Here is a 17335-nt window from a genome sequence, read left to right on the forward strand (position 1 = left end):
ATGTCGACGTTCGATCCTGGTCAATCCTGGCTGCGGGAGTTTCCACCGACGGCCTTCGCGATGGTCATGGCGACGGGCATCGTCTCGATCGCGGCGCATCTCCTCGGCTACGACACCGTTGGATGGATTCTGCTCGGCATCAATGCCGTGGCCTGGCCCGTCCTGCTTGCCATCACGCTATGCCGCCTTCTGCGCTATCCGCGTGCGGTGCATGCCGATATCGTCGATCACGGCCGCGGGCCGGGTTTTCTCACGCTCGTCGCGGCGACCGCGGTACTCGGCAGCCAGCTGTCGGCGTATCGTGTCCTGCCACAAGCGTTGCCGTGGCTGCTGGGTCTCGCAGCCGGGCTCTGGCTCGTCGTCGCGTATACGTTCCTCGCCGCCATGACCATCGGACAGAGGAAGCCCGGTCTGCACGCCGGACTCAATGGAACGTGGCTGCTGCTCGTCGTCGCCACCGAATCCATTGCGGTCCTCGCGACGGCCGTCTCATCGCGCCATGGCGCCTCCGTGCCACTCGACCTGCTGGCGCTCGCGGCGTGGCTGCTCGGCGGCAGTCTATACATGATGCTGATCACGCTGATTTTCTATCGATGGTGCTTCGTGCCCATGAGGGCCGCGGACCTCACGGAGCCGTGGTGGATCAACATGGGCGCGATGGCCATTACCACGTTCGCCGGCAGCCGCCTCATCCTGGCGAGGCACGACCTGGCGGGCTGGCCGGGCGACGGCCAACTCGTGCTGCTGGTCCTGACTACCGCGTGCTGGGCCATGGCGACATTCTGGATTCCCCTGCTCGCGGCCCTCTTCATCGAGAAGCACGTCATCATCGGCGATCCGGTGTACTACACGGCGGCCGAATGGTCCGTTGTCTTTCCACTCGGCATGTACGCTGCCGCCACCTACGCTTATGCCGGTGCCGCCCATCTTCCTTTTCTCGCCAGCGTCGCGAGGATCACCATTCTGATCGCCTTCGCGACGTGGATTCTGGCCGCAATCGGGCTGCTGCGCTCGGCCTTCAGACTGGTCAGCGGGAAATGACGAACCGTCACAGTTGATCGTGCTGGCCCATATGTCCGGCACTTTCGTTGCGTTGTTCCGCTTCAATGCGCTATCCGGTGATCGATCAGCTCCTTCACGACGCGTGGGTCCGCCAGCGTGGAGACATCGCCCAGATTGTCGTAATCGCCGTCGGCGATCTTCCGCAGGATGCGCCGCATGATCTTGCCTGAGCGGGTCTTCGGCAGAACGGGCGCCCACTGAATGAAGTCAGGACTGGCGATCGGGCCGATTTCCTTGCGCACCAGCGCCACCAGCGCGTCGCGCAACGCCTCCGCCGGCTCGACGCCGACCTTGAGCGTCACATACGCGTAAATGCCCTGCCCCTTGAGCGCGTGTGGATAACCGACCACCGCCGCCTCGGCGACGTCGGGATGCGTCACCAGCGCGCTTTCCACTTCGGCGGTGCCCAGCCTGTGCCCCGAGACGTTGACGACGTCGTCGATCCGTCCGGTGATCCAGTAGTCGCCGTCCGCGTCGCGATGACAACCGTCGCCGGTGTAGTACTTGCCTTCGAACTGGCTGAAGTACTGCTCGCGCATCCGGTTCGGGTCGCCATACACGTAACGCATCTGTCCGGGCCACGAATCGAGCATGCACAGGCCGCCGGTACCCGCGCCCTCGATCACGTCGCCGTTCTCGCCGACAAGCGCGGGCTGTACGCCGAAGAAAGGCCGCGTGGCCGCTCCGGGTTTGAGCGTCGTCGCACCCGGCAGCGGCGCGATCAGAATGCCGCCCGTTTCCGTTTGCCACCAGGTGTCGATCACAGGGCACCGTTTCTCGCCGACGACTTCGTAATACCACAACCACGCTGCTGGATTGATCGGCTCGCCGACCGTGCCCAGCAGACGCAGCGACTTGCGCGAGGTCTTCCTGACCGGCGCGTCTCCGGCGCGCATCAGCGCGCGGATCGCGGTTGGCGCCGTGTAGATGATCTGCACCCGATGCTTGTCGCACACCTGCCAGACCCGTGAGCTGTCCGGATAGTTCGGGACACCTTCGAACATCACCGTGGTCGCGCCATTGGCAAGCGGACCGTAGACGATATAGCTGTGTCCCGTCACCCAGCCGACGTCGGCGGTACACCAGTAGACGTCGCCGTCGTGATAGTCGAAAACGTACTGATGCGTGAGCGCGACGTACGTCAGATAGCCGCCCGTGGTGTGTACAACCCCTTTAGGCTTGCCCGTGGAACCCGAGGTGTAGAGGATATACAGCGGATTCTCGGCGTTCATTTCTTCTGGCGGACAATCCGCGGCGCTCTGGCTCATCAGATCCTCATACCAGTGATCGCGGCCTTCGCGCCATCCGACCTTGCCGCCCGTACGCCTGACCACTACGCACGTGTCGACCTTGGGGCATTTCGCCATCGCCGCATCGGCGTTTTCCTTCATCGATATCGGGGAGCCGCCTCGCATCCCTTCGTCGGCCGTGATGAGGATGGTGGAAGCGCAGCCCTGTAGACGGTTTGCGAGCGCCTCGGGGGAGAAACCGCCGAACACCACGGAGTGGATTGCGCCGATGCGTGCGCAAGCAAGCATCGCAACGGCCGCCTCGGGGATCATCGGCATGTAGATCGTCACGCGGTCGCCGCGTTTGACGCCGAGCGATTTCAGCACGTTGGAGAACTTGCAGACTTCGGTGTGCAGTTCGCGGTAGGTCAGCGTCCGGCTGACGGCGGGATCGTCGCCTTCCCAGATGATGGCCGCCTGATCGCCGCGCGTCAGCAAATGGCGATCGAGGCAATTGCTGCAGGCGTTCAACGTGCCGTCGTAAAACCACTTGATGTGCAGGTCGTCGCTGGCAAACGAGACGTCTTTCACGTGTGAATACGGCTTGATCCAGTCGAGACGTTTGCCGTGCTCGCCCCAAAAACCCTCTGGATCTTCTGTCGAATGACGGTACATCGCCTCGTAACGGGCCTTGTCGGCCCATGCATGCTTTGCCCAGTCCGCTGGCACAGGAAATATTTGATGCTCAGACATGGCCTCCTCCTTGAGGACGTGTACTGCCATGCCGGCGGCGGAGGCACCCCTGGGCGCGCTGCCCCGCCGGCGCCGGATCGCTACGCGATTTGTGGATGGGGTTCCACGTAGGGATGAGTGGGCAGCACGGTCCGCCCGAAGCTTTCATTGATGAGCATCGCGGCTGACGCGTAGAACGCCAGCAAGGCCGTGATCAGCCCCGTATAGCCGCCCATGTGCGTGGCGAGAAGAGACCCCGTCCACGCTCCGATCGCCAGAAGCAGATAGGTGATCCAGAGGACCAGGAACACGACCTGCACGGACGTACTGGTGTGCATGGAGCCAATCCACATATAAAACGTAAACACGCCCCACACCAGCAGATACCAGCCCACGAACGCTTCGGGCACCTTCGTGCCGAGGAACGCGACAAACAGCGCGAAGGACCACCAGAACGCGCCATAACTGAGGAATGCCACCATCCCGAGTGTATTGCCGCGTGGAAACTCGAGCACGCCCGCGATCATCTGCGCCGTGCCGCCGAACGCAAACGCCAGCGCCAGTACCAGGCCCAATGCATCGGCATTGAACCAGCCTGCGTTGACCATGCTGAGCATCCACGTTGTGAATGCAAACCCGGCGAGTCCGAGCGGCGCCGGGTTGGAAAGTTTGCCACCCATGATTTGCCTCCGTGTGGTCGTTGTTTCCGGTTTTCCGATTGCCATAGGTCGAGCCATCCGCGAGCAGGACACAACCACGGCGCCGTTGGGGCTCGCGTTGCTTCATCGTCTGTCATGGCGATGGGCCTCTGTAGATTATAGGATATATATCACGTTGTGATATATATCTCGTACCCCCCCGACGGCTGCCAGGTTGCGTCCCGGTCGACCCCATCCGCCCCGCCCCGCCTGTTGCATCGATGCCGCAATCGCGGCTTTTTTTGCGCCAAGTTGCCCACGCTTTCATTTTTCCTATTGAGAAAAGTTCTCATTTGATCTATAAACGCAAATCATTCGCATTTGCGTTTATAGATCCATCGCGTCGAACGGGATGTTCCAGCTTCGCGGATTTCAACCCGACGCTCGAGCCTGGGACCCCATCAAGGCAGGCTTTTGTCGCTGCAAATCCGGCTTTCACGATGTCCCGTGAGTCGTTCGGAACGCCACAAAAACAGACCAGACCAACCACACCAGCAGGAGAACCTATGTCTGAGCGCCGCGGAAGTACTCTGACGGCATCTTCGACCGGCAGGCTTGCCGATCGGATCAAATCACTGCGCCCGACCGCCATGGCGCTAGCCCTGCGCAGCGTTCCCGTTGGCTTTCTGCTGACCGGGATCGCAGTCGCCCCGACGACGCACGCCGCCGAAGACACGCTGCCGGCGGTCGACGTCACCGCGCACAGCGACACGGATACGACCGGCTACGTCGCAAAAGGCATGACAGCTGCAACGAAGACGAACACGCCGATCGTCGAGACGCCGCAATCGGTGTCGGTCGTCACGCGCGACCAGATGGACCAGCAGAACGCGCAGACGCTGAATGCAGCGGTGCGCTACGTTTCCGGTGTGACGACCGAAACGCGCGGCGGCGTCGCGACGCGCTACGACCTGCTGATGGTGCGCGGCTTCACCGCCGACACGTATCTCAACGGTCTCAAGCTGTTGCAGAACAACCAGTACGCGGTGCCGCAGTTCGATCCTTACCTCATGGACAGCATCGACGTGCTCAAAGGCCCGGTGTCCGTGCTCTATGGTTCGGCGCAGGCAGGCGGTCTGCTCGACCAGGAAAGCAAGATGCCGACGACGCGGCCGTTGCACGAGGTTGGCATCGAGTTCGGCAACTATGCACACAGGCAGGCAACGGTCGACCTGTCGGGTCCGATCGCGGGCGACGATCATTACCTGTACCGGTTCACGGGTCTCGTGCGCGAGGAAGACGGCCAGGTCCAGTCGACCCGAAACGAGCGTATCGCCATCGCGCCGGCATTTACGTGGCGGCCTGACGACCGGACCACGCTGACGCTTCTCGCCCTGTATCAGCACGATCCGCGCAGCACGTCATACGGCAGCGTGCCGCCGCAAGGTTCGGCGCAGCCCAATCCGAACGGCAAGCTGCCCTCCGACTTCTACGACGGCGATCCGAACTTCGAAAGCTTCAACCGTTCCCAGGAGTCGATCGGATACAAGTTCGAGCGTCTTCTCAACGACACGTGGGCCGTGCGCATGAACGGCCGCTATCTGCATCTGAGCCAGGACTACAAGAGCGTCTACGGAAGCGGGCTCGAACCCGATCTGCGCACGCTGGATCGCGGCACGGCGGCGTCGTCGGACACGCTGAACACCGTGTCGCTCGACAACCAGCTCGAAGGAAACTTCGCGACCGGCGCCGTCAGTCACACGCTGCTCGCGGGCTTCGACTATCAGCACCTGGCTTCGGGTTATCTCTGGGGCTTTGGTGCGGCACCGTCGCTCGACGTCTTTGCACCGGTCTATGGCCAGACGATCGATCCTCCCGCGCTGTCGATGAATCACGTATCGTCGACGCAGTACGGTCTCTACCTGCAGGATCAGGCGCGCTGGAACAACTGGCTGCTGACGTTGAGCGGCAGGCAGGACTGGTCACGCACCGATACGCGTAACGACACCTTCGGCACACAGCAGAATCAGTCCGATCGAGCATTTACGAAGCGGGCAGGCCTGACGTATCTGTTCAAGAACGGCATCGCGCCGTATGTCAGCTACACCGAGTCTTTCGTTCCGCAGGCGGGCACGGACCGCAACGGCCGGGTGTTCGATCCGGAGCGTGCGCACCAGTACGAAATCGGTATCAAGTTCCAGCCGCCGAAGTACAACATGCTGTTCACCGCGGCATTGTTCGACCTGACGCGCGAGAACCTGCTGACGACCGACCTCGTCAACCCGAACTTCCAGACGCAATCCGGTGAAGCGCGTTCGCGCGGGCTCGAGCTCGAAGCGAAGGCGAGCCTCACGGATTCCCTGAACGTGACGGCAAGCTATACGTACCTCGACACGAAGTACACGAAGGACAACAGCGGCCTTGCTGGCAAGTTCGTCGCAGCGGTGCCGCAGAACCAGGCGTCGGCATGGGCGTACTACACGCTCAACCGCGGACCGCTGGCAGGCTTGTCGCTCGGTGCCGGCGGACGCTACACGGGGACGACCTACAGCTCTGACAACTCGTTCCAGGTTCAGAGCTTCTTCCTCGTCGATGCGACGCTGCGCTACGACCTTGGCCGTGCGTCGTCGAGTCTCAAGGGCTCGTCGCTCTACGTCAATGCGCAGAACCTGTTCAACAAGAAATACGTCGCGTCGTGCTACTACGGGTCGTGGTGCGCGTATGGGTACGGTCGTCAGGTTTTTGCCGGCATGAACTACAAGTGGTAAAGACCGGGTCTTGACGCGACGTGTCTCAATGCGAAGGGACACCGTTCGATGAACGGTGTCCTTTTTTCTGGGCGAACCGCCGCGTCGGTGCGTCGGTGCGTCGGCGTGTCAATCAGCAGCGGCCGCTGCGCGCTCTATCGCGGCTATGTCGATCTTCTTCATTTTCATCATCTCGTCCATCGCGCGCTTTCCGGCATCACGATCGGACCCGCTAACGAGCTCGAGCAGTCGCCTGGGCGTGATCTGCCACGAAAAGCCCCAGCGGTCCTTGCACCAGCCGCAAGGCGCTTCCTCTCCGCCATTGCCGACAATGGCGTTCCAGTATCGGTCGGTCTCTGCCTGGCTATCCGTCAGGACCATGAAACTGACCGCCTCGTTTGGCTTGAAACCGGGCCCGCCGTTCAGCCCCACGAAGCGGCGGCCGAGCACGGTGAACTCGATCGTCAACTCCGGACCCTGCCCAATGCCCGGTATGGGGGATGCATGACCTGCATCGACATGGCTGTCGGGAAAGGTGGCGGCGTAAAACTCCGCCGCCTCGCGCGCTCTACCTTGATCGAACCACAGACATGTCACTAACTCGGTCATCGCAATCTCCTTTCAGAAAAACGCGTCGTCAACTGGCTTTGAGGGCAGCATCCTGATGCCCACGCCATTGGGCGGTGGCAGCGGGTGCAAAGGTGCTATCCCGGCTCATTATGATCTGCTGCGTGCGCGCCGGGAGCGGCCAGGCGGCGTTTGACCCGAACGGTTTTTGCACCCGATATTCGCCCGGCTCCCACCAGGCGTTCCATTTTCTGGCTGATCACTGATTGAGCCTCGTGTGCATATGCGTGACGTGCGCCGGATTCGAGGCGACAGCATTGTGCCCAATGTCGGTAATGCGCCAGTTGCCGGCTCCATGTTGCACTGCGAGCCCCCGGTCATCGAGAAGCAGCAGGTGGTGCCTGATGGCCTCGAAGCTCACGTCCGGGTGAGTTTTCCCGAGCGCTGCAGCAATCGAATCATCGTTCTCGTCGCCTTTTTCGCTTGCCTCCAGGACAGCGAGAATGCCCCACAAAAGGTCTTGATCCCGTTTCATCGTCGTCCCCTTTTCTGGTTGTCGGAATGTATAGCTTAGTCCAAACGCAGAGTCCGGAAAGACCTGCTCAGCCCTCCAGACACGCCCGCAACTTTCGCGCGAGACGCCCTGCTTCATCCGCATCGGCGATGTTCGCGAAACCCATCACGAGGCCGCGCAGCGTGTGCCGCGCGCGGCCATTCGCGTACCAGATCGAAAGCGGCAGCACCGCGAGCCCCGCTTCGCGGGCGCGCGAGGCGACGGCGACGTCATCGACCGGGCCATCGGGGCCTTCGGTGAACTGCATCGCGAACTGGATGCCACCGGGCGGCAAATCGACAATCAGCCGTTCGCCAAACGCCTGCTCCAGCGCATGCACGATCAGCACGCGCCGCCCGGCGTACAACGCGCGCATCCGCTTCAGATGCCGCGCAAAATGCCCCTGCCCGATGAAATCCGCCACCGCCGCCTGCAATAGCGTCGGCGATCCGGCGTTCATGCTGAACGCCACCCGCCCGACGCGCTCGACAGCCCGCTCCGGCACCACGACATACGCGAGCCGCAACCCGGGAAACATGACCTTGCTGAACGTGCCGCAATAGATCACGCGGTCGCGCTGGTCGAGGCTCTTCAAAGCCGGCAATGGCCGGCCCAGATAACGGAACTCGCTGTCGTAGTCGTCCTCGATGATCCAGCTGGACGCCTTCTCTGCCCAGTCCAGCAGCGCCACACGTCTTGCGAGCGACAGCGTGTGCCCGAGCGGGCTCTGATGCGACGGCGTGACCACGGCGAAGCGCGCCTGCGCATCCAGCAGGATGCCGCGCTCGACGTCGATGCCTTCGCCATCCACCGGCACCGGCACGAGCTGCACGCCGGTCTCGGCCAGAAATCCGCGCGCGAGCAGATAGCCGGGATCCTCGAACCACATGCGATCGTTTGGACGGGCGAGGCTGCGCAACACGAGTTCAAGCGTCGCACGGTAGCCGCCGGTGACGAACACCTGTTCCGGCAGGCAGGTCACGCCGCGCGACAGCCCGAGACAGGTGGCGATATGTTCGCGCAGCGGCCGGTAACCGGCCGGATCCGGGTACGCGAACATCGCAGGATCGCCGCTGCGCGCGCGACGCGAGACGAGCCGGTTCCATACCTTGCCCGGAAACGCATCGAGCGCGGGCAGCCCCGGTTGCAACGGTCGCGGCTCGCCGCTCATCGCAGCGGCGACGGCCTGCTGGCGCGGCGTCGGTTGACCGCCGCGCGATTCGCCCGGCGTCTCCGGCGTGCCAGCTCCCTCTGTGTGCTGGCCACCGTGCGCGTCCTGAACAGCTTGCGCACGCAACGAGCGCATCACCGATGCCGGCAGCGACGGCGATACGAACGTGCCCGCCGCGCCACGCATCTGCAGGTAGCCCTCGTCGACAAGGATCGTATAGGCCAGCTCGACCGTGCCGCGCGCCGTGTTCAGCTGCGTGGCGAGGCCGCGCAGCGCGGGCACCCGGTCGCCGGGATGCAGATGACCCGCGGCAATCGCCGTCCTGAAACGTTCGCAGATCTGCAGATGGATCGGCAACTGCCGGTTCCGGTCGATTTCGATGGTCAACGGAGGAGTCGGCACGGTCATGACGGTCTGGCGGGCAAGGGGCGCGGGAACAACATGGACTAGTCGGAGCGACGATTCCTGGCACTGTTCGACAGCGCATGATACTTCCACAATAGCCTCACGCGATGCAACGGCGGCGGACACTTTCACGCGATACGACACCCGCCTCGCGCGCCGCGCGTTCATTTACTCTCATCTGGAGAATCTGCCATGAAGATCGTCGTGATCGGTGGTTCCGGCCTGATTGGCTCACGTGTCGTCACGCTGCTGAGCGACGCGGGCCATGAGGCGCTCGCCGCGTCGCCGCGCACCGGTGTGAACGCCGTTACGGGCGAAGGCCTGAGTAACGCGCTCGTCGGCGCGGACGTCGTAGTGGATGTGACGAACGCGCCGTCATGGGAGCCGCAGGCGGTGCTCGACTTCTTCCGCACCTCGGCGCGCAATCTCGGCAAGGCCGAGGTGGCCGCGGGCGTGCGCCATCACGTCGCGCTATCCATCGTCGGCTGCGACCGCACGCCGGAAAACGCGTATTTCGCCGCCAAGGTCGCGCAGGAAGAAGTGATCGAAGCGGCCGGCGTGCCATACACGATCGTGCGCGCGACACAGTTCATGGAGTTCATCGGCGGCATCGCGGATTTCAGCACGGACAGCGGCACGGTGCGCATCGGCGACGGACTATTTCAGCCGATCGCCGCGGATGACGTCGCGACGATCCTCGCGCAGGTCGCGCTCGCCGCGCCGCTGAACGGCACGGTCCAGATTGCCGGCCCAGACCGCGCGCCTTTCGCGGAGATCGTCAGGCGTTATCTGAAATCGGCAAGCGACCCGCGCCCGGTGGTGACGGATCGCGAGGCGCGGTACTACGGTGGCCGTGTCGAGGAACACTCGCTCGTGCCGCTCGGCGACGCGCGGATTGGCCGCATCAACCTCGACCAGTGGCTGGCGCAGGCTAAAAAGGGTTGACTGCAAAGGCTTGACTGCAGGGTGATGCGAAACCTGAATCAATGCGTCTACATTTCCCTTGATCCGAACCGTCGGCCCAATCGACGTTAACACCATACATCAATTTTCTGGGCAAGCATGAGCGCGTCACAAAAGGTTGTCGTCGTTACTGGCGCATCGCAAGGCATAGGCGCCGAAGTCGTGAGGGCGTTCCGCAGGCTCGACTACCGCATTGTTGCGACTGCGCGCTCGATCAAACCATCGGACGACGAGAACATCCTGACTGTAGCGGGTGATATTGGCGATCCGGCGACGGCCCAACGCGTCGTTTCCGAAGGTGTCGCGCGCTTTGGCCGGATCGACACGCTGGTGAACAACGCCGGCATATACATCGGTAAACCGTTCACCCGGCACACCGCCGAAGACTTCGCCGCAGTGGTGAACGTGAATGTCGCGGGTTTCTTTTACGTCACGCAACTCGCGATCGCGGAAATGGAAAAGCATTCGGGCGGCCACGTGGTTAGCGTGACCTCCAGCGCAGCTGACGCTGCGATCAGCGGCGTGTATTCGGCATTGGCTGCCCTGACGAAGGGTGGTCTGAACGCCGCCACGAAGTCGCTGGCGATTGAATATGCCAGGAAAGGTATTCGCGTGAATGCCGTCGCGCCGGGGATCATCAAGACGCCAATGCACGCGCCGGAAACTCACGCAGCGCTGGGCGCGTTCCATCCGCTTGGGCGCATGGGTGAGATGAGCGATATCGCCGGTGCGATTCTGTTCCTTGATTCCGCACCGTTCATCACGGGAGAAATCCTGCACGTCGACGGTGGCCAGAGCGCTGGTCACTAAGCTCTGTTCACATTTTTACGAATGGTCCAAACGCATCGGCAAGCGACGCGAACACGAGGTCGCTGTCCGCGCGCTTGTCGTAGCGAGTGGAGACCCGGCGAAAATGCTTGATACGGTTGAAGAAGCGCCCGACCACATTGCGTGTGCGGTATAGCGTCCGGCGATAACGGCGCTTCGACTTGCGGTTCGAGCGCGGCGGAATAACGACCTTGGCGCCGGTGGAGCGAACCGCCTCCGCAAAGGCATCGGCATCGTAGCCTCTGCTGGAAATCGGGCTGATGTATTTCTGTCTGCGTTATTTTGCCGCCGATCGTCGCCCGTTCAGCGAAAAGCCTGGCCTGATCGCGTTCTGGCTTTATACCGCTGGCCTCGTGCTCTGGATCGCACTGAATTCCTTCCCGATTGGCTGGCCGCAGCTCGACGCCGTCTACGAGCATGGACTTGCTTACGTCCGTAGCAGCGAACTTCATCAGACGATCCTCTTCTGGCAATGGACCCACCTGCCTGGCAACGTCGTGTTTGCAATCGGCGCGCTGCTCATGGCATGGGACTTCATCGCCAAGGTTGCGCCTTTGGTGCTGAAGTCCATAACATGCCGCCCGGGCAATGCGGCGGCGGATGAATCACCCACAGGATTGCGACATGCGTGGCTCCGTTCTCGGGTTTGCCTGCCTGACAGGGGCTTCATGCTGAAACCCTGGAGCCGGAGTGGCAACCCCGGGTTTTCGATAAAAATCACGTTATGATGTATTTGAGTGTCGGCACGGCCTGTCCGGAACGGCGCTTCGAAGAGCGTCTTCAAGCGATGCAGCAGCTGCGTGGCCGCGCCGGTACGCAGAACGATCGGGAGATATCGTGAGCGAATTCAGGAAATTCGAAATCTACCGCTACGATCCGGATCGGGACAGCGGCCCTCACATGCAGACGTTCGAAATCGAGATCGCGCCAGGCGACAGGATGTTGCTCGATGTGCTGATCCGGCTGAAGGCAGTTGACGAGACGTTCAGCTTCAGACGTTCATGCCGCGAGGGCGTGTGCGGCTCCGATGCGATGAACATCAATGGCAAGAACGGTCTTGCCTGTATTACAAACCTGCGTGAACTGCCGCGCCATACGATCTTGCGGCCCCTGCCTGGTTTGCCGGTCGTGCGCGATCTGATTGTCGACATGACGGCGTTCTTCAAGCAATACCACTCGATCATCCCTTACCTGATCAACGATACCCCACCGCCCGAACGCGAACGCCTGCAGTCACCACAGGAACGCGACCAGCTCGACGGACTCTACGAGTGCATCCTGTGCGCCTGTTGCTCGAGCGCCTGCCCCTCGTACTGGTGGAATCCTGACAAATATGTCGGCCCTGCGGGACTCCTGCAGGCGTACCGCTTCCTCGTGGATTCGCGCGATGAAGGCACGAATGCGCGGCTCGATAATCTCGAAGACCCCTATCGGCTGTTCCGGTGCCGCTCGATCCTCAACTGCACGGACGTGTGCCCGAAGGGATTGAATCCGGCGAAGGCAATCGGTCAGATCAAAACCATGCTGGCACGCCGGGGCATTTGAATTACCGGGATCAGAAAGAGAGAACCGTTATGGCGACACCACGTGCGACACCCGGCGATCTGATCGACGTCCGGCCACTCGGTCCGGGCCTGTCGGGTGCCAGGTCCTTCACCCTCGCGCGGACCGACCATCTTGAGGTCGTCCGGCTCGTGCTGTCAGCCGGCAAGCGAATCCCGGAACATCGCGCGCCAGGCGAGATCACGGTGCAGTGTCTGGAAGGTTCCTTGAAGTTCGGTACGGATGTCGTCGTGCAGACCATGCGAGCAGGCGACCTGCTCTTTACCTTGCCCGGCCAGGCGCACTGGCTCGAAGCGCTTGAAGCGCTTGAAGATACGTCAGTGCTCGTGACACTTTATCTGCCGCAGGGTCGTTGACAGGACCGTCACGGCATCACACGCATGGATCGAGTCTCCACTGTCCGGAGCGCCAATGAAAGAAGACCAGCGTATCGCATTCCTCGTCACCCGCGATGGGATGACCGCAGCGGTGACATGGGTACGCCGCACGATGATCATCTATCGCAGTGCGGTGCTGGCAAAGAGTCACTACGCAAGCGGCCAGCTCTATCGCCGCGAGTTCATTGAGGCTTATTGCGCGTTCAAGAAGTGGCTTGAGACCCGATCAACCGGTTGACCAAAGTCGTTTTTTGCAGGAGGTGCATGATGGACGATTCGATGTATCCATTGCCGGGCACGCAAACGGCAGCTCGACGTAAGGAACTGGCTCCGGAGCCACTCGCCGCATTCAAGGCGTTTAGCGACACGGTTTTCGCGGACGGTGCGCTGCCGGGCAAGATGAAACAGCTGATTGCCGTGGCCGTCGCGCATGTTACGCAATGCCCGTATTGCATACGCGGTCATACGGCAAGCGCCCTGAAGCACGGAGCGACGCAGCAGGAAATCATGGAGGCGATCTGGGTTGCCGCCGAGATGCGCGCGGGTGCCGCGTATGCACACTCGGCACTGGCGATCGACGAAATGAACCGGCAACAGGCTGCGGGCGGAGCAGGTCATGGCGAGCATCATTGACAACCTGCGCGCCGAGCATGGCAAACTGGAACACCTCATACGGCTTTTCGACGATCAACTGACCGCCGTCAGTCGCGCGTCCCCCACGAAGACCGCGCTGCTGGTGGACGCACTTTACTATCTGACGCGCTTTCCGGACGTCAATCATCACGTACTCGAGAACCGTATCGTCGAAAAGTTGCTCGAGAAGCGCGCGCTCCCTGCAGGACTGGGAAGCGAAATCGAAGCGCAGCATGCAACGTTGGTCCGTGAGGGACACGAGCTGCTTCAGGCACTGGAATCGATGATCCGGGAAGAGAACATGTCGGGCGAATGGATCGACCTTCACCTGCGCCTCTACAGCGAACGGCTGCGACACAACATGGCCATGGAGGAACTGATGCTTTTCCCGATGGCGCTCGCCCATCTCGGCCCCGAGGATTGGGACGCGATTGCCCGCACAGGGCCTGTGCCGGTCGCTGATCCGCTGTTTCATACACCGGTGCATGAGCGGTTCATACAACTGCACCAGGTCATTGCGCGCGAGGCCGACTGTGGCTGCGAAGATCGCGATAGTTAAATTTCACGTCGACTGCTGGCGTCGCCGTTGCCCGTCACGGGCAACCCGATATGAGGCCGGCTACGCATCACGAACCGATGAAAGAGGCATCGAATGCAGACGGTGACCCAGGACTCGTGGAAGGGTCGAACGATCAGAATCTGCACGATCCCGGTCCGTCGTATCATCACGCCGGACTCCATACCCGACGGTTACATCTCAACCGTCAGGATCGAGCGAAACGGTGACGTACTGGTCGATTGGCATATGCCGTTTTTCGGCGAGCGTTGGTTAAGCGAGGGCGAGGCACGGCGGGACGCACTGGAGTACGCTGTGAAGCTCATCGATAGCGGCGTGTTGGGCGAACCACGGGAGTCGCGCGATCACGCCGCCTGATTCAAGGTGTCATGGAACGCGGTCGCTCCAGTAGCGCCTCCATGGCGATGGCTCCGGCTTTCATATGAACACGCAAGCAGTCGATGCCCTGGGCACCGCGCCCACCTGAACCTCGAACGGCGTAGGTAACCGGGACACGATCAGTAGCCGAAAAATGCTTCACTGCGGATATCATCATCCGACGTGCCCGCGCGATGTAGCATGTCCCGCATTCGCGTCGCGACCGCAATCCTGTCCTCGAATGGTGCGCTCACGATGGAAAACGTATGACGGGCACTTTGTGCTTCGGCGGCGACAGAATCGGGCAGGATCAAATCGATAGCCTGCCCTGCAGCGAAATGGAAAGCCATCGTGCCCGATGCAATGACCTCGCGGCCGATGAGCCTGGCTTCGCTCGTCATCGCGCCCCCTTGTCAACGGGGAAATGGGCATCGTTGTCGCAGCCCGTCAGGTCAGAAGGATGGGCTGGATAATGTCTGGTGCGACTGGCCGCGCGCGTGGGCGCGTCGTGCCAGCTGGCCCCGCTTGCTACCGGGTCGCGCTCTGTATGTACCGCCGGCGGATCGCTCGCCGGGAAACTCTCTTCGCCAGCCTCGTCGATCAGGTTCTCAAGGTGCTTTGTGCGCAAGTGCGCTGCACGCTCAACTTCAAGATTACGCTTCATGGTTTTCCTCCAGGATTGTCCTCGCCGGGATGATGGGCCGAGGCATGCCACTGACGCCCGATGTCGTCGCTCCGCGAAATCGAACGACAACGGTTTCAGTCAGCGGCGTCACGTGCGGCTTGCCTTGACACATGTGACACCTGTCAATCTCCACCAGGTTGCTGTTCAACAATGGTTGAAGGTCGGGCCACCCGGCGCCGACCTGCTCCGGCGCATGAGCGATGAGGATGAGCGTAGCGATCTCGTGTGGCGATAACATCGGGAAATTCGTCGTGCAAGCGCTGCGACTGGTCAGCAAGGAAGGTAGCCCCCCGCTCCTCTGCCGTCGCGGTGCCGGGCAGCATCACACGAGAGGCATCTGACAGATTCGGCGGTCATTTCAATCCACCGCATTCACCGAGAAATCGATCACGATGTTGCCCGGCTCGCGGGCGACGTATCCGATGCCCACGCGGGGCCCAAAGTGCTGCTCGATTTGCGCCAGCAACGGCAGTGGATCGTGATCGTTGACAAAACGCATCACCTCGCCCGGCTCCAGTGCATTGAGCGCACCGAAAATGGCGGCGTGACGGAAACGTCTGGCTACGCCACGCGCATCGAACACGTATTGCTGGGAAAGGATGGGAAGAACGTCTGCTGGGTTTCTCATGGATGCTTCTCCTGAAAATCGGTCGGTCGTGACCGTCATTGCGGCGTATGGGTGCGCCGCGCCACCATGGCCGCACTCAGCCTGTCCAGTTGCTGCTGATCCAGGCAGGCTTCGGCAAATGGCAGAATATGGCTCTCTTCCACGGCCATGTGGGAGCGGTAGGCGCCGACAAAATCGTCTACCGAGACGCGTTCGAGCGGCCTCGCTTTCCCCTGGGCGATGTCGGCAAGCACGGCGCGCAATCGCACCCACGCGGCCTCCAGGAATCGATGCTCGCCGAGCAGGGTTGCGATCCGTTCAGTCACCGGAGAGTCCAGGCGTCGACCGGCCTCGATCAGCATGGGAAAGAGATCCTGCTCCTCGTCAGCATGGTGATGCGGGCCCGCCACGTCGAAATAACGCATGATGTTTCTGGCTGCCTGCTGCGCCTGCGTATCCGCGCCATGCAGAGGCAGGTACGCTTCGAGTTTCCCGAGCGTGACGCACTGCGCGGCAATGCGCTCGTGACACGCCTTGAGCATTTCGACAGGTTCATCGAACGAGGGCGCGGGCTTGACCAATAATCTGTCTGATTTCATTTCACGTTACTCATCGTTTCGCTTCGTTTCGCTTCAGCCAGCCTCGCAGTCGGCTCGCGGGCGTGTCAGGTAAGGCCAGTATTGGCGTGCATGTAGCGCGAACGCCGCACACCAGCACACCCCGGCGCCGTTGATCCTCCGGCCACTCGCAAGCAACGGGCCGATAACGCGCAGGCAGGCGGCGGCGATCACCAGGCCATAACAGGCGATGTCGGAGGACCCTGAGATTTCCTCCGGGGCGCGTGCCGGACGGGCGCCACCGGTCCGGTCGCAGCTCGTCTCGATGGAGCCAGCCTGGCTGCGCTCATGGATGATCTTTTCCAGATGGTTTCGCGAAATCCCACAGGCTCCTGCGATTTCGTCGATCGTCGCAACGTCACCGAGGGGGTGCTTCAACGCCAGGTACATCATCACCCGCAGCGTGTAACCGGTGTAGACGGTGAGGTGCATGGTGTTTCCATCCGTGAAGCAGTGTCGCTGGCCCAATGGTGCCGGGTGATTCAATCGCGCCTGCATATAACATACATTAAAAATATCTCATTTAAGCGAGATTCACAACCCTGCTGGCCGATAGTCACCAGGCCAGATATGGAATCCCCCTAGTCTGCTCAAAATCGCTGCGACGCCTGGTTCTGCGGCAAATTGACTCGCATCACAGTCGCTCGTTTGTCGTTGTGCTAAAACATTTATTAATGATACATGTTTTAGCTGAAAATGCGACGGGCGCGCTGACCCGTTCTCAACTTTCAGCAAAGGAGCAAACCATGCGATTGATTCAGCGTTTGTGCCGATTCTTCCTCCCGGATGCCGACCTGCCGGAGCTTTTCCCCCCAGGCCTGGTTGTTCCGGGGGGCGTGCCTGACAGCATCCTCGATTCCCTTCGCGAGCACGTCATGGCTGGCAACGCCTCCCCGGACGGAAAGTCTGATCCGGCCGGCGCGAACGTGCCGGCGACCGATCTTGCGAGACGAAGACGCGTCAGTTCGTCGAAGGTCTAGCCACGCCCGTCATCCAGTCAATAAACGCAACTCTGCACTGCTCA

The 17335-nt window shown here is 61.6% G+C and carries 22 protein-coding genes and 1 pseudogene; 12 read left to right on the top strand and 11 right to left on the bottom strand.

The genetic code is table 11. The features are described from left to right. Positions 1 to 1041, top strand: a complete 1041-nt coding sequence (locus BLV45_RS09670; protein WP_090532170.1) for a tellurite resistance/C4-dicarboxylate transporter family protein — start codon at positions 1 to 3, stop codon at positions 1039 to 1041. Positions 1042 to 1103: 62 nt separating this feature from the next. Here BLV45_RS09670 and acs read toward each other — a convergent pair whose 3' ends face one another. Both acs and BLV45_RS09680 read right to left on the bottom strand, forming a co-directional pair. After that, positions 1104 to 3044, bottom strand: coding sequence for an acetate--CoA ligase (gene acs, locus BLV45_RS09675; RefSeq protein WP_090532172.1), 1941 nt, complete (start codon positions 3042 to 3044; stop codon positions 1104 to 1106). Positions 3045 to 3124: 80 nt separating this feature from the next. After that, positions 3125 to 3703, bottom strand: coding sequence for an acetate uptake transporter (locus BLV45_RS09680; RefSeq protein ID WP_090532174.1), 579 nt, complete (start codon positions 3701 to 3703; stop codon positions 3125 to 3127). A gap of 608 nt (positions 3704 to 4311) precedes the next feature. On the opposite strand from BLV45_RS09680, the gene BLV45_RS09685 reads away from it, so the two are divergent. Then, positions 4312 to 6429 (top strand): TonB-dependent siderophore receptor, encoded by a 2118-nt coding sequence (locus BLV45_RS09685; protein WP_090532176.1) that lies wholly within the window; start codon positions 4312 to 4314, stop codon positions 6427 to 6429. A 108-nt stretch (positions 6430 to 6537) separates the two neighbouring features. Here BLV45_RS09685 and BLV45_RS09690 read toward each other — a convergent pair whose 3' ends face one another. From BLV45_RS09690 to pdxR, 3 genes are all read right to left on the bottom strand, one after another. Further along, complete coding sequence (locus tag BLV45_RS09690; protein WP_090532178.1) at positions 6538 to 7017, bottom strand: VOC family protein; 480 nt, start codon at positions 7015 to 7017, stop codon at positions 6538 to 6540. A 217-nt stretch (positions 7018 to 7234) separates the two neighbouring features. Then, positions 7235 to 7510, bottom strand: a complete 276-nt coding sequence (locus BLV45_RS09695) for a winged-helix domain-containing protein (protein WP_176954113.1) — start codon at positions 7508 to 7510, stop codon at positions 7235 to 7237. A 67-nt stretch (positions 7511 to 7577) separates the two neighbouring features. Further along, on the bottom strand, positions 7578 to 9107 hold the full coding sequence (pdxR, locus tag BLV45_RS09700) for a MocR-like pyridoxine biosynthesis transcription factor PdxR (RefSeq protein WP_090532183.1): 1530 nt from the start codon (positions 9105 to 9107) through the stop codon (positions 7578 to 7580). 189 nt (positions 9108 to 9296) lie between these two features. Here pdxR and BLV45_RS09705 point away from each other — a divergent pair, with 189 nt between their 5' ends. Together BLV45_RS09705 and BLV45_RS09710 are read left to right on the top strand one after the other, a co-directional pair. Next, positions 9297 to 10049, top strand: coding sequence for an SDR family oxidoreductase (locus BLV45_RS09705; protein WP_090532185.1), 753 nt, complete (start codon positions 9297 to 9299; stop codon positions 10047 to 10049). A 117-nt stretch (positions 10050 to 10166) separates the two neighbouring features. Further along, complete coding sequence (locus BLV45_RS09710) at positions 10167 to 10877, top strand: SDR family NAD(P)-dependent oxidoreductase (RefSeq protein ID WP_090532187.1); 711 nt, start codon at positions 10167 to 10169, stop codon at positions 10875 to 10877. Positions 10878 to 10884: 7 nt separating this feature from the next. Here BLV45_RS09710 and BLV45_RS09715 read toward each other — a convergent pair. Further along, positions 10885 to 11148: pseudogene (locus BLV45_RS09715) on the bottom strand (transposase); the annotation flags it as partial. 7 nt (positions 11149 to 11155) lie between these two features. On the opposite strand from BLV45_RS09715, the gene BLV45_RS28220 reads away from it, so the two are divergent. The 7 genes from BLV45_RS28220 (at position 11156) to BLV45_RS09750 (ending at position 14402) form a co-directional block, all read left to right on the top strand. Then, the gene (locus tag BLV45_RS28220) at positions 11156 to 11623 is read left to right on the top strand and encodes a hypothetical protein (protein ID WP_090532190.1); all 468 of its coding nucleotides are present in this window, start codon (positions 11156 to 11158) and stop codon (positions 11621 to 11623) included. A 109-nt stretch (positions 11624 to 11732) separates the two neighbouring features. Next, a complete protein-coding gene (locus BLV45_RS09725) occupies positions 11733 to 12440 on the top strand; it encodes a succinate dehydrogenase/fumarate reductase iron-sulfur subunit (RefSeq protein ID WP_090532193.1) in 708 nt (235 codons plus the stop codon). 29 nt (positions 12441 to 12469) lie between these two features. Next, positions 12470 to 12814, top strand: coding sequence for a cupin domain-containing protein (locus tag BLV45_RS09730; protein WP_090532195.1), 345 nt, complete (start codon positions 12470 to 12472; stop codon positions 12812 to 12814). 55 nt (positions 12815 to 12869) lie between these two features. Continuing rightward, complete coding sequence (locus BLV45_RS09735) at positions 12870 to 13073, top strand: hypothetical protein (protein WP_090532198.1); 204 nt, start codon at positions 12870 to 12872, stop codon at positions 13071 to 13073. A 26-nt stretch (positions 13074 to 13099) separates the two neighbouring features. Further along, positions 13100 to 13468 (top strand): carboxymuconolactone decarboxylase family protein, encoded by a 369-nt coding sequence (locus tag BLV45_RS09740; RefSeq protein WP_218133536.1) that lies wholly within the window; start codon positions 13100 to 13102, stop codon positions 13466 to 13468. Beyond that, positions 13452 to 14027 (top strand): hemerythrin domain-containing protein, encoded by a 576-nt coding sequence (locus BLV45_RS09745; RefSeq protein WP_090532202.1) that lies wholly within the window; start codon positions 13452 to 13454, stop codon positions 14025 to 14027. Before BLV45_RS09740 ends, BLV45_RS09745 begins: the two co-directional genes overlap by 17 nt. A gap of 93 nt (positions 14028 to 14120) precedes the next feature. After that, a complete protein-coding gene (locus BLV45_RS09750) occupies positions 14121 to 14402 on the top strand; it encodes a DUF6566 family protein (protein ID WP_090532205.1) in 282 nt (93 codons plus the stop codon). A 140-nt stretch (positions 14403 to 14542) separates the two neighbouring features. Here BLV45_RS09750 and BLV45_RS09755 read toward each other — a convergent pair whose 3' ends face one another. The 5 genes from BLV45_RS09755 to BLV45_RS09775 all read right to left on the bottom strand — a co-directional run bounded on the left by BLV45_RS09755 (position 14543) and on the right by BLV45_RS09775 (position 16743). After that, positions 14543 to 14803, bottom strand: a complete 261-nt coding sequence (locus tag BLV45_RS09755; protein ID WP_090532207.1) for a ferredoxin reductase domain-containing protein — start codon at positions 14801 to 14803, stop codon at positions 14543 to 14545. Then, positions 14800 to 15066 (bottom strand): hypothetical protein, encoded by a 267-nt coding sequence (locus BLV45_RS27010; protein ID WP_143130408.1) that lies wholly within the window; start codon positions 15064 to 15066, stop codon positions 14800 to 14802. The genes BLV45_RS09755 and BLV45_RS27010 overlap by 4 nt, the downstream gene beginning before the upstream one ends. A 379-nt stretch (positions 15067 to 15445) precedes the next feature. Continuing rightward, positions 15446 to 15715 (bottom strand): DUF2249 domain-containing protein, encoded by a 270-nt coding sequence (locus BLV45_RS09765; protein WP_090532211.1) that lies wholly within the window; start codon positions 15713 to 15715, stop codon positions 15446 to 15448. A 35-nt stretch (positions 15716 to 15750) separates the two neighbouring features. Continuing rightward, complete coding sequence (locus BLV45_RS09770) at positions 15751 to 16293, bottom strand: hemerythrin domain-containing protein (RefSeq protein ID WP_090532214.1); 543 nt, start codon at positions 16291 to 16293, stop codon at positions 15751 to 15753. Between the two features lie 33 nt (positions 16294 to 16326). After that, positions 16327 to 16743 (bottom strand): RrF2 family transcriptional regulator, encoded by a 417-nt coding sequence (locus tag BLV45_RS09775; protein WP_090532216.1) that lies wholly within the window; start codon positions 16741 to 16743, stop codon positions 16327 to 16329. Between the two features lie 314 nt (positions 16744 to 17057). Here BLV45_RS09775 and BLV45_RS09780 point away from each other — a divergent pair, with 314 nt between their 5' ends. Next, entirely contained in the window at positions 17058 to 17291 is a 234-nt protein-coding gene (locus tag BLV45_RS09780) for a hypothetical protein (protein WP_090532218.1), read from the top strand. Positions 17292 to 17335 lie beyond the last annotated feature (44 nt).

This window comes from Paraburkholderia sartisoli (genome assembly GCF_900107685.1).
Taxonomy (GTDB): Bacteria; Pseudomonadota; Gammaproteobacteria; order Burkholderiales; family Burkholderiaceae; genus Paraburkholderia; species Paraburkholderia sartisoli.

Coding starts and splice junctions, on each gene's coding strand:
- BLV45_RS09750 (WP_090532205.1), top strand. CDS start 14,121: ATGCAGACGGTGACCCAGGACTCGTGGAAGGGTCGAACGATCAGAATC.
- BLV45_RS09710 (WP_090532187.1), top strand. CDS start 10,167: ATGAGCGCGTCACAAAAGGTTGTCGTCGTTACTGGCGCATCGCAAGGC.
- acs (WP_090532172.1), bottom strand. CDS start 3,044: ATGTCTGAGCATCAAATATTTCCTGTGCCAGCGGACTGGGCAAAGCAT.
- BLV45_RS27010 (WP_143130408.1), bottom strand. CDS start 15,066: ATGAAGCGTAATCTTGAAGTTGAGCGTGCAGCGCACTTGCGCACAAAG.
- BLV45_RS09775 (WP_090532216.1), bottom strand. CDS start 16,743: ATGCACCTCACCGTCTACACCGGTTACACGCTGCGGGTGATGATGTAC.
- BLV45_RS09780 (WP_090532218.1), top strand. CDS start 17,058: ATGCGATTGATTCAGCGTTTGTGCCGATTCTTCCTCCCGGATGCCGAC.
- BLV45_RS09755 (WP_090532207.1), bottom strand. CDS start 14,803: ATGACGAGCGAAGCCAGGCTCATCGGCCGCGAGGTCATTGCATCGGGC.
- BLV45_RS09670 (WP_090532170.1), top strand. CDS start 1: ATGTCGACGTTCGATCCTGGTCAATCCTGGCTGCGGGAGTTTCCACCG.
- BLV45_RS28220 (WP_090532190.1), top strand. CDS start 11,156: ATGTATTTCTGTCTGCGTTATTTTGCCGCCGATCGTCGCCCGTTCAGC.
- BLV45_RS09695 (WP_176954113.1), bottom strand. CDS start 7,510: ATGAAACGGGATCAAGACCTTTTGTGGGGCATTCTCGCTGTCCTGGAG.
- BLV45_RS09770 (WP_090532214.1), bottom strand. CDS start 16,293: ATGAAATCAGACAGATTATTGGTCAAGCCCGCGCCCTCGTTCGATGAA.
- BLV45_RS09745 (WP_090532202.1), top strand. CDS start 13,452: ATGGCGAGCATCATTGACAACCTGCGCGCCGAGCATGGCAAACTGGAA.
- BLV45_RS09765 (WP_090532211.1), bottom strand. CDS start 15,715: ATGAGAAACCCAGCAGACGTTCTTCCCATCCTTTCCCAGCAATACGTG.
- BLV45_RS09740 (WP_218133536.1), top strand. CDS start 13,100: ATGATGGACGATTCGATGTATCCATTGCCGGGCACGCAAACGGCAGCT.
- BLV45_RS09690 (WP_090532178.1), bottom strand. CDS start 7,017: ATGACCGAGTTAGTGACATGTCTGTGGTTCGATCAAGGTAGAGCGCGC.
- pdxR (WP_090532183.1), bottom strand. CDS start 9,107: ATGACCGTGCCGACTCCTCCGTTGACCATCGAAATCGACCGGAACCGG.
- BLV45_RS09685 (WP_090532176.1), top strand. CDS start 4,312: ATGGCGCTAGCCCTGCGCAGCGTTCCCGTTGGCTTTCTGCTGACCGGG.
- BLV45_RS09680 (WP_090532174.1), bottom strand. CDS start 3,703: ATGGGTGGCAAACTTTCCAACCCGGCGCCGCTCGGACTCGCCGGGTTT.
- BLV45_RS09705 (WP_090532185.1), top strand. CDS start 9,297: ATGAAGATCGTCGTGATCGGTGGTTCCGGCCTGATTGGCTCACGTGTC.
- BLV45_RS09735 (WP_090532198.1), top strand. CDS start 12,870: ATGAAAGAAGACCAGCGTATCGCATTCCTCGTCACCCGCGATGGGATG.
- BLV45_RS09730 (WP_090532195.1), top strand. CDS start 12,470: ATGGCGACACCACGTGCGACACCCGGCGATCTGATCGACGTCCGGCCA.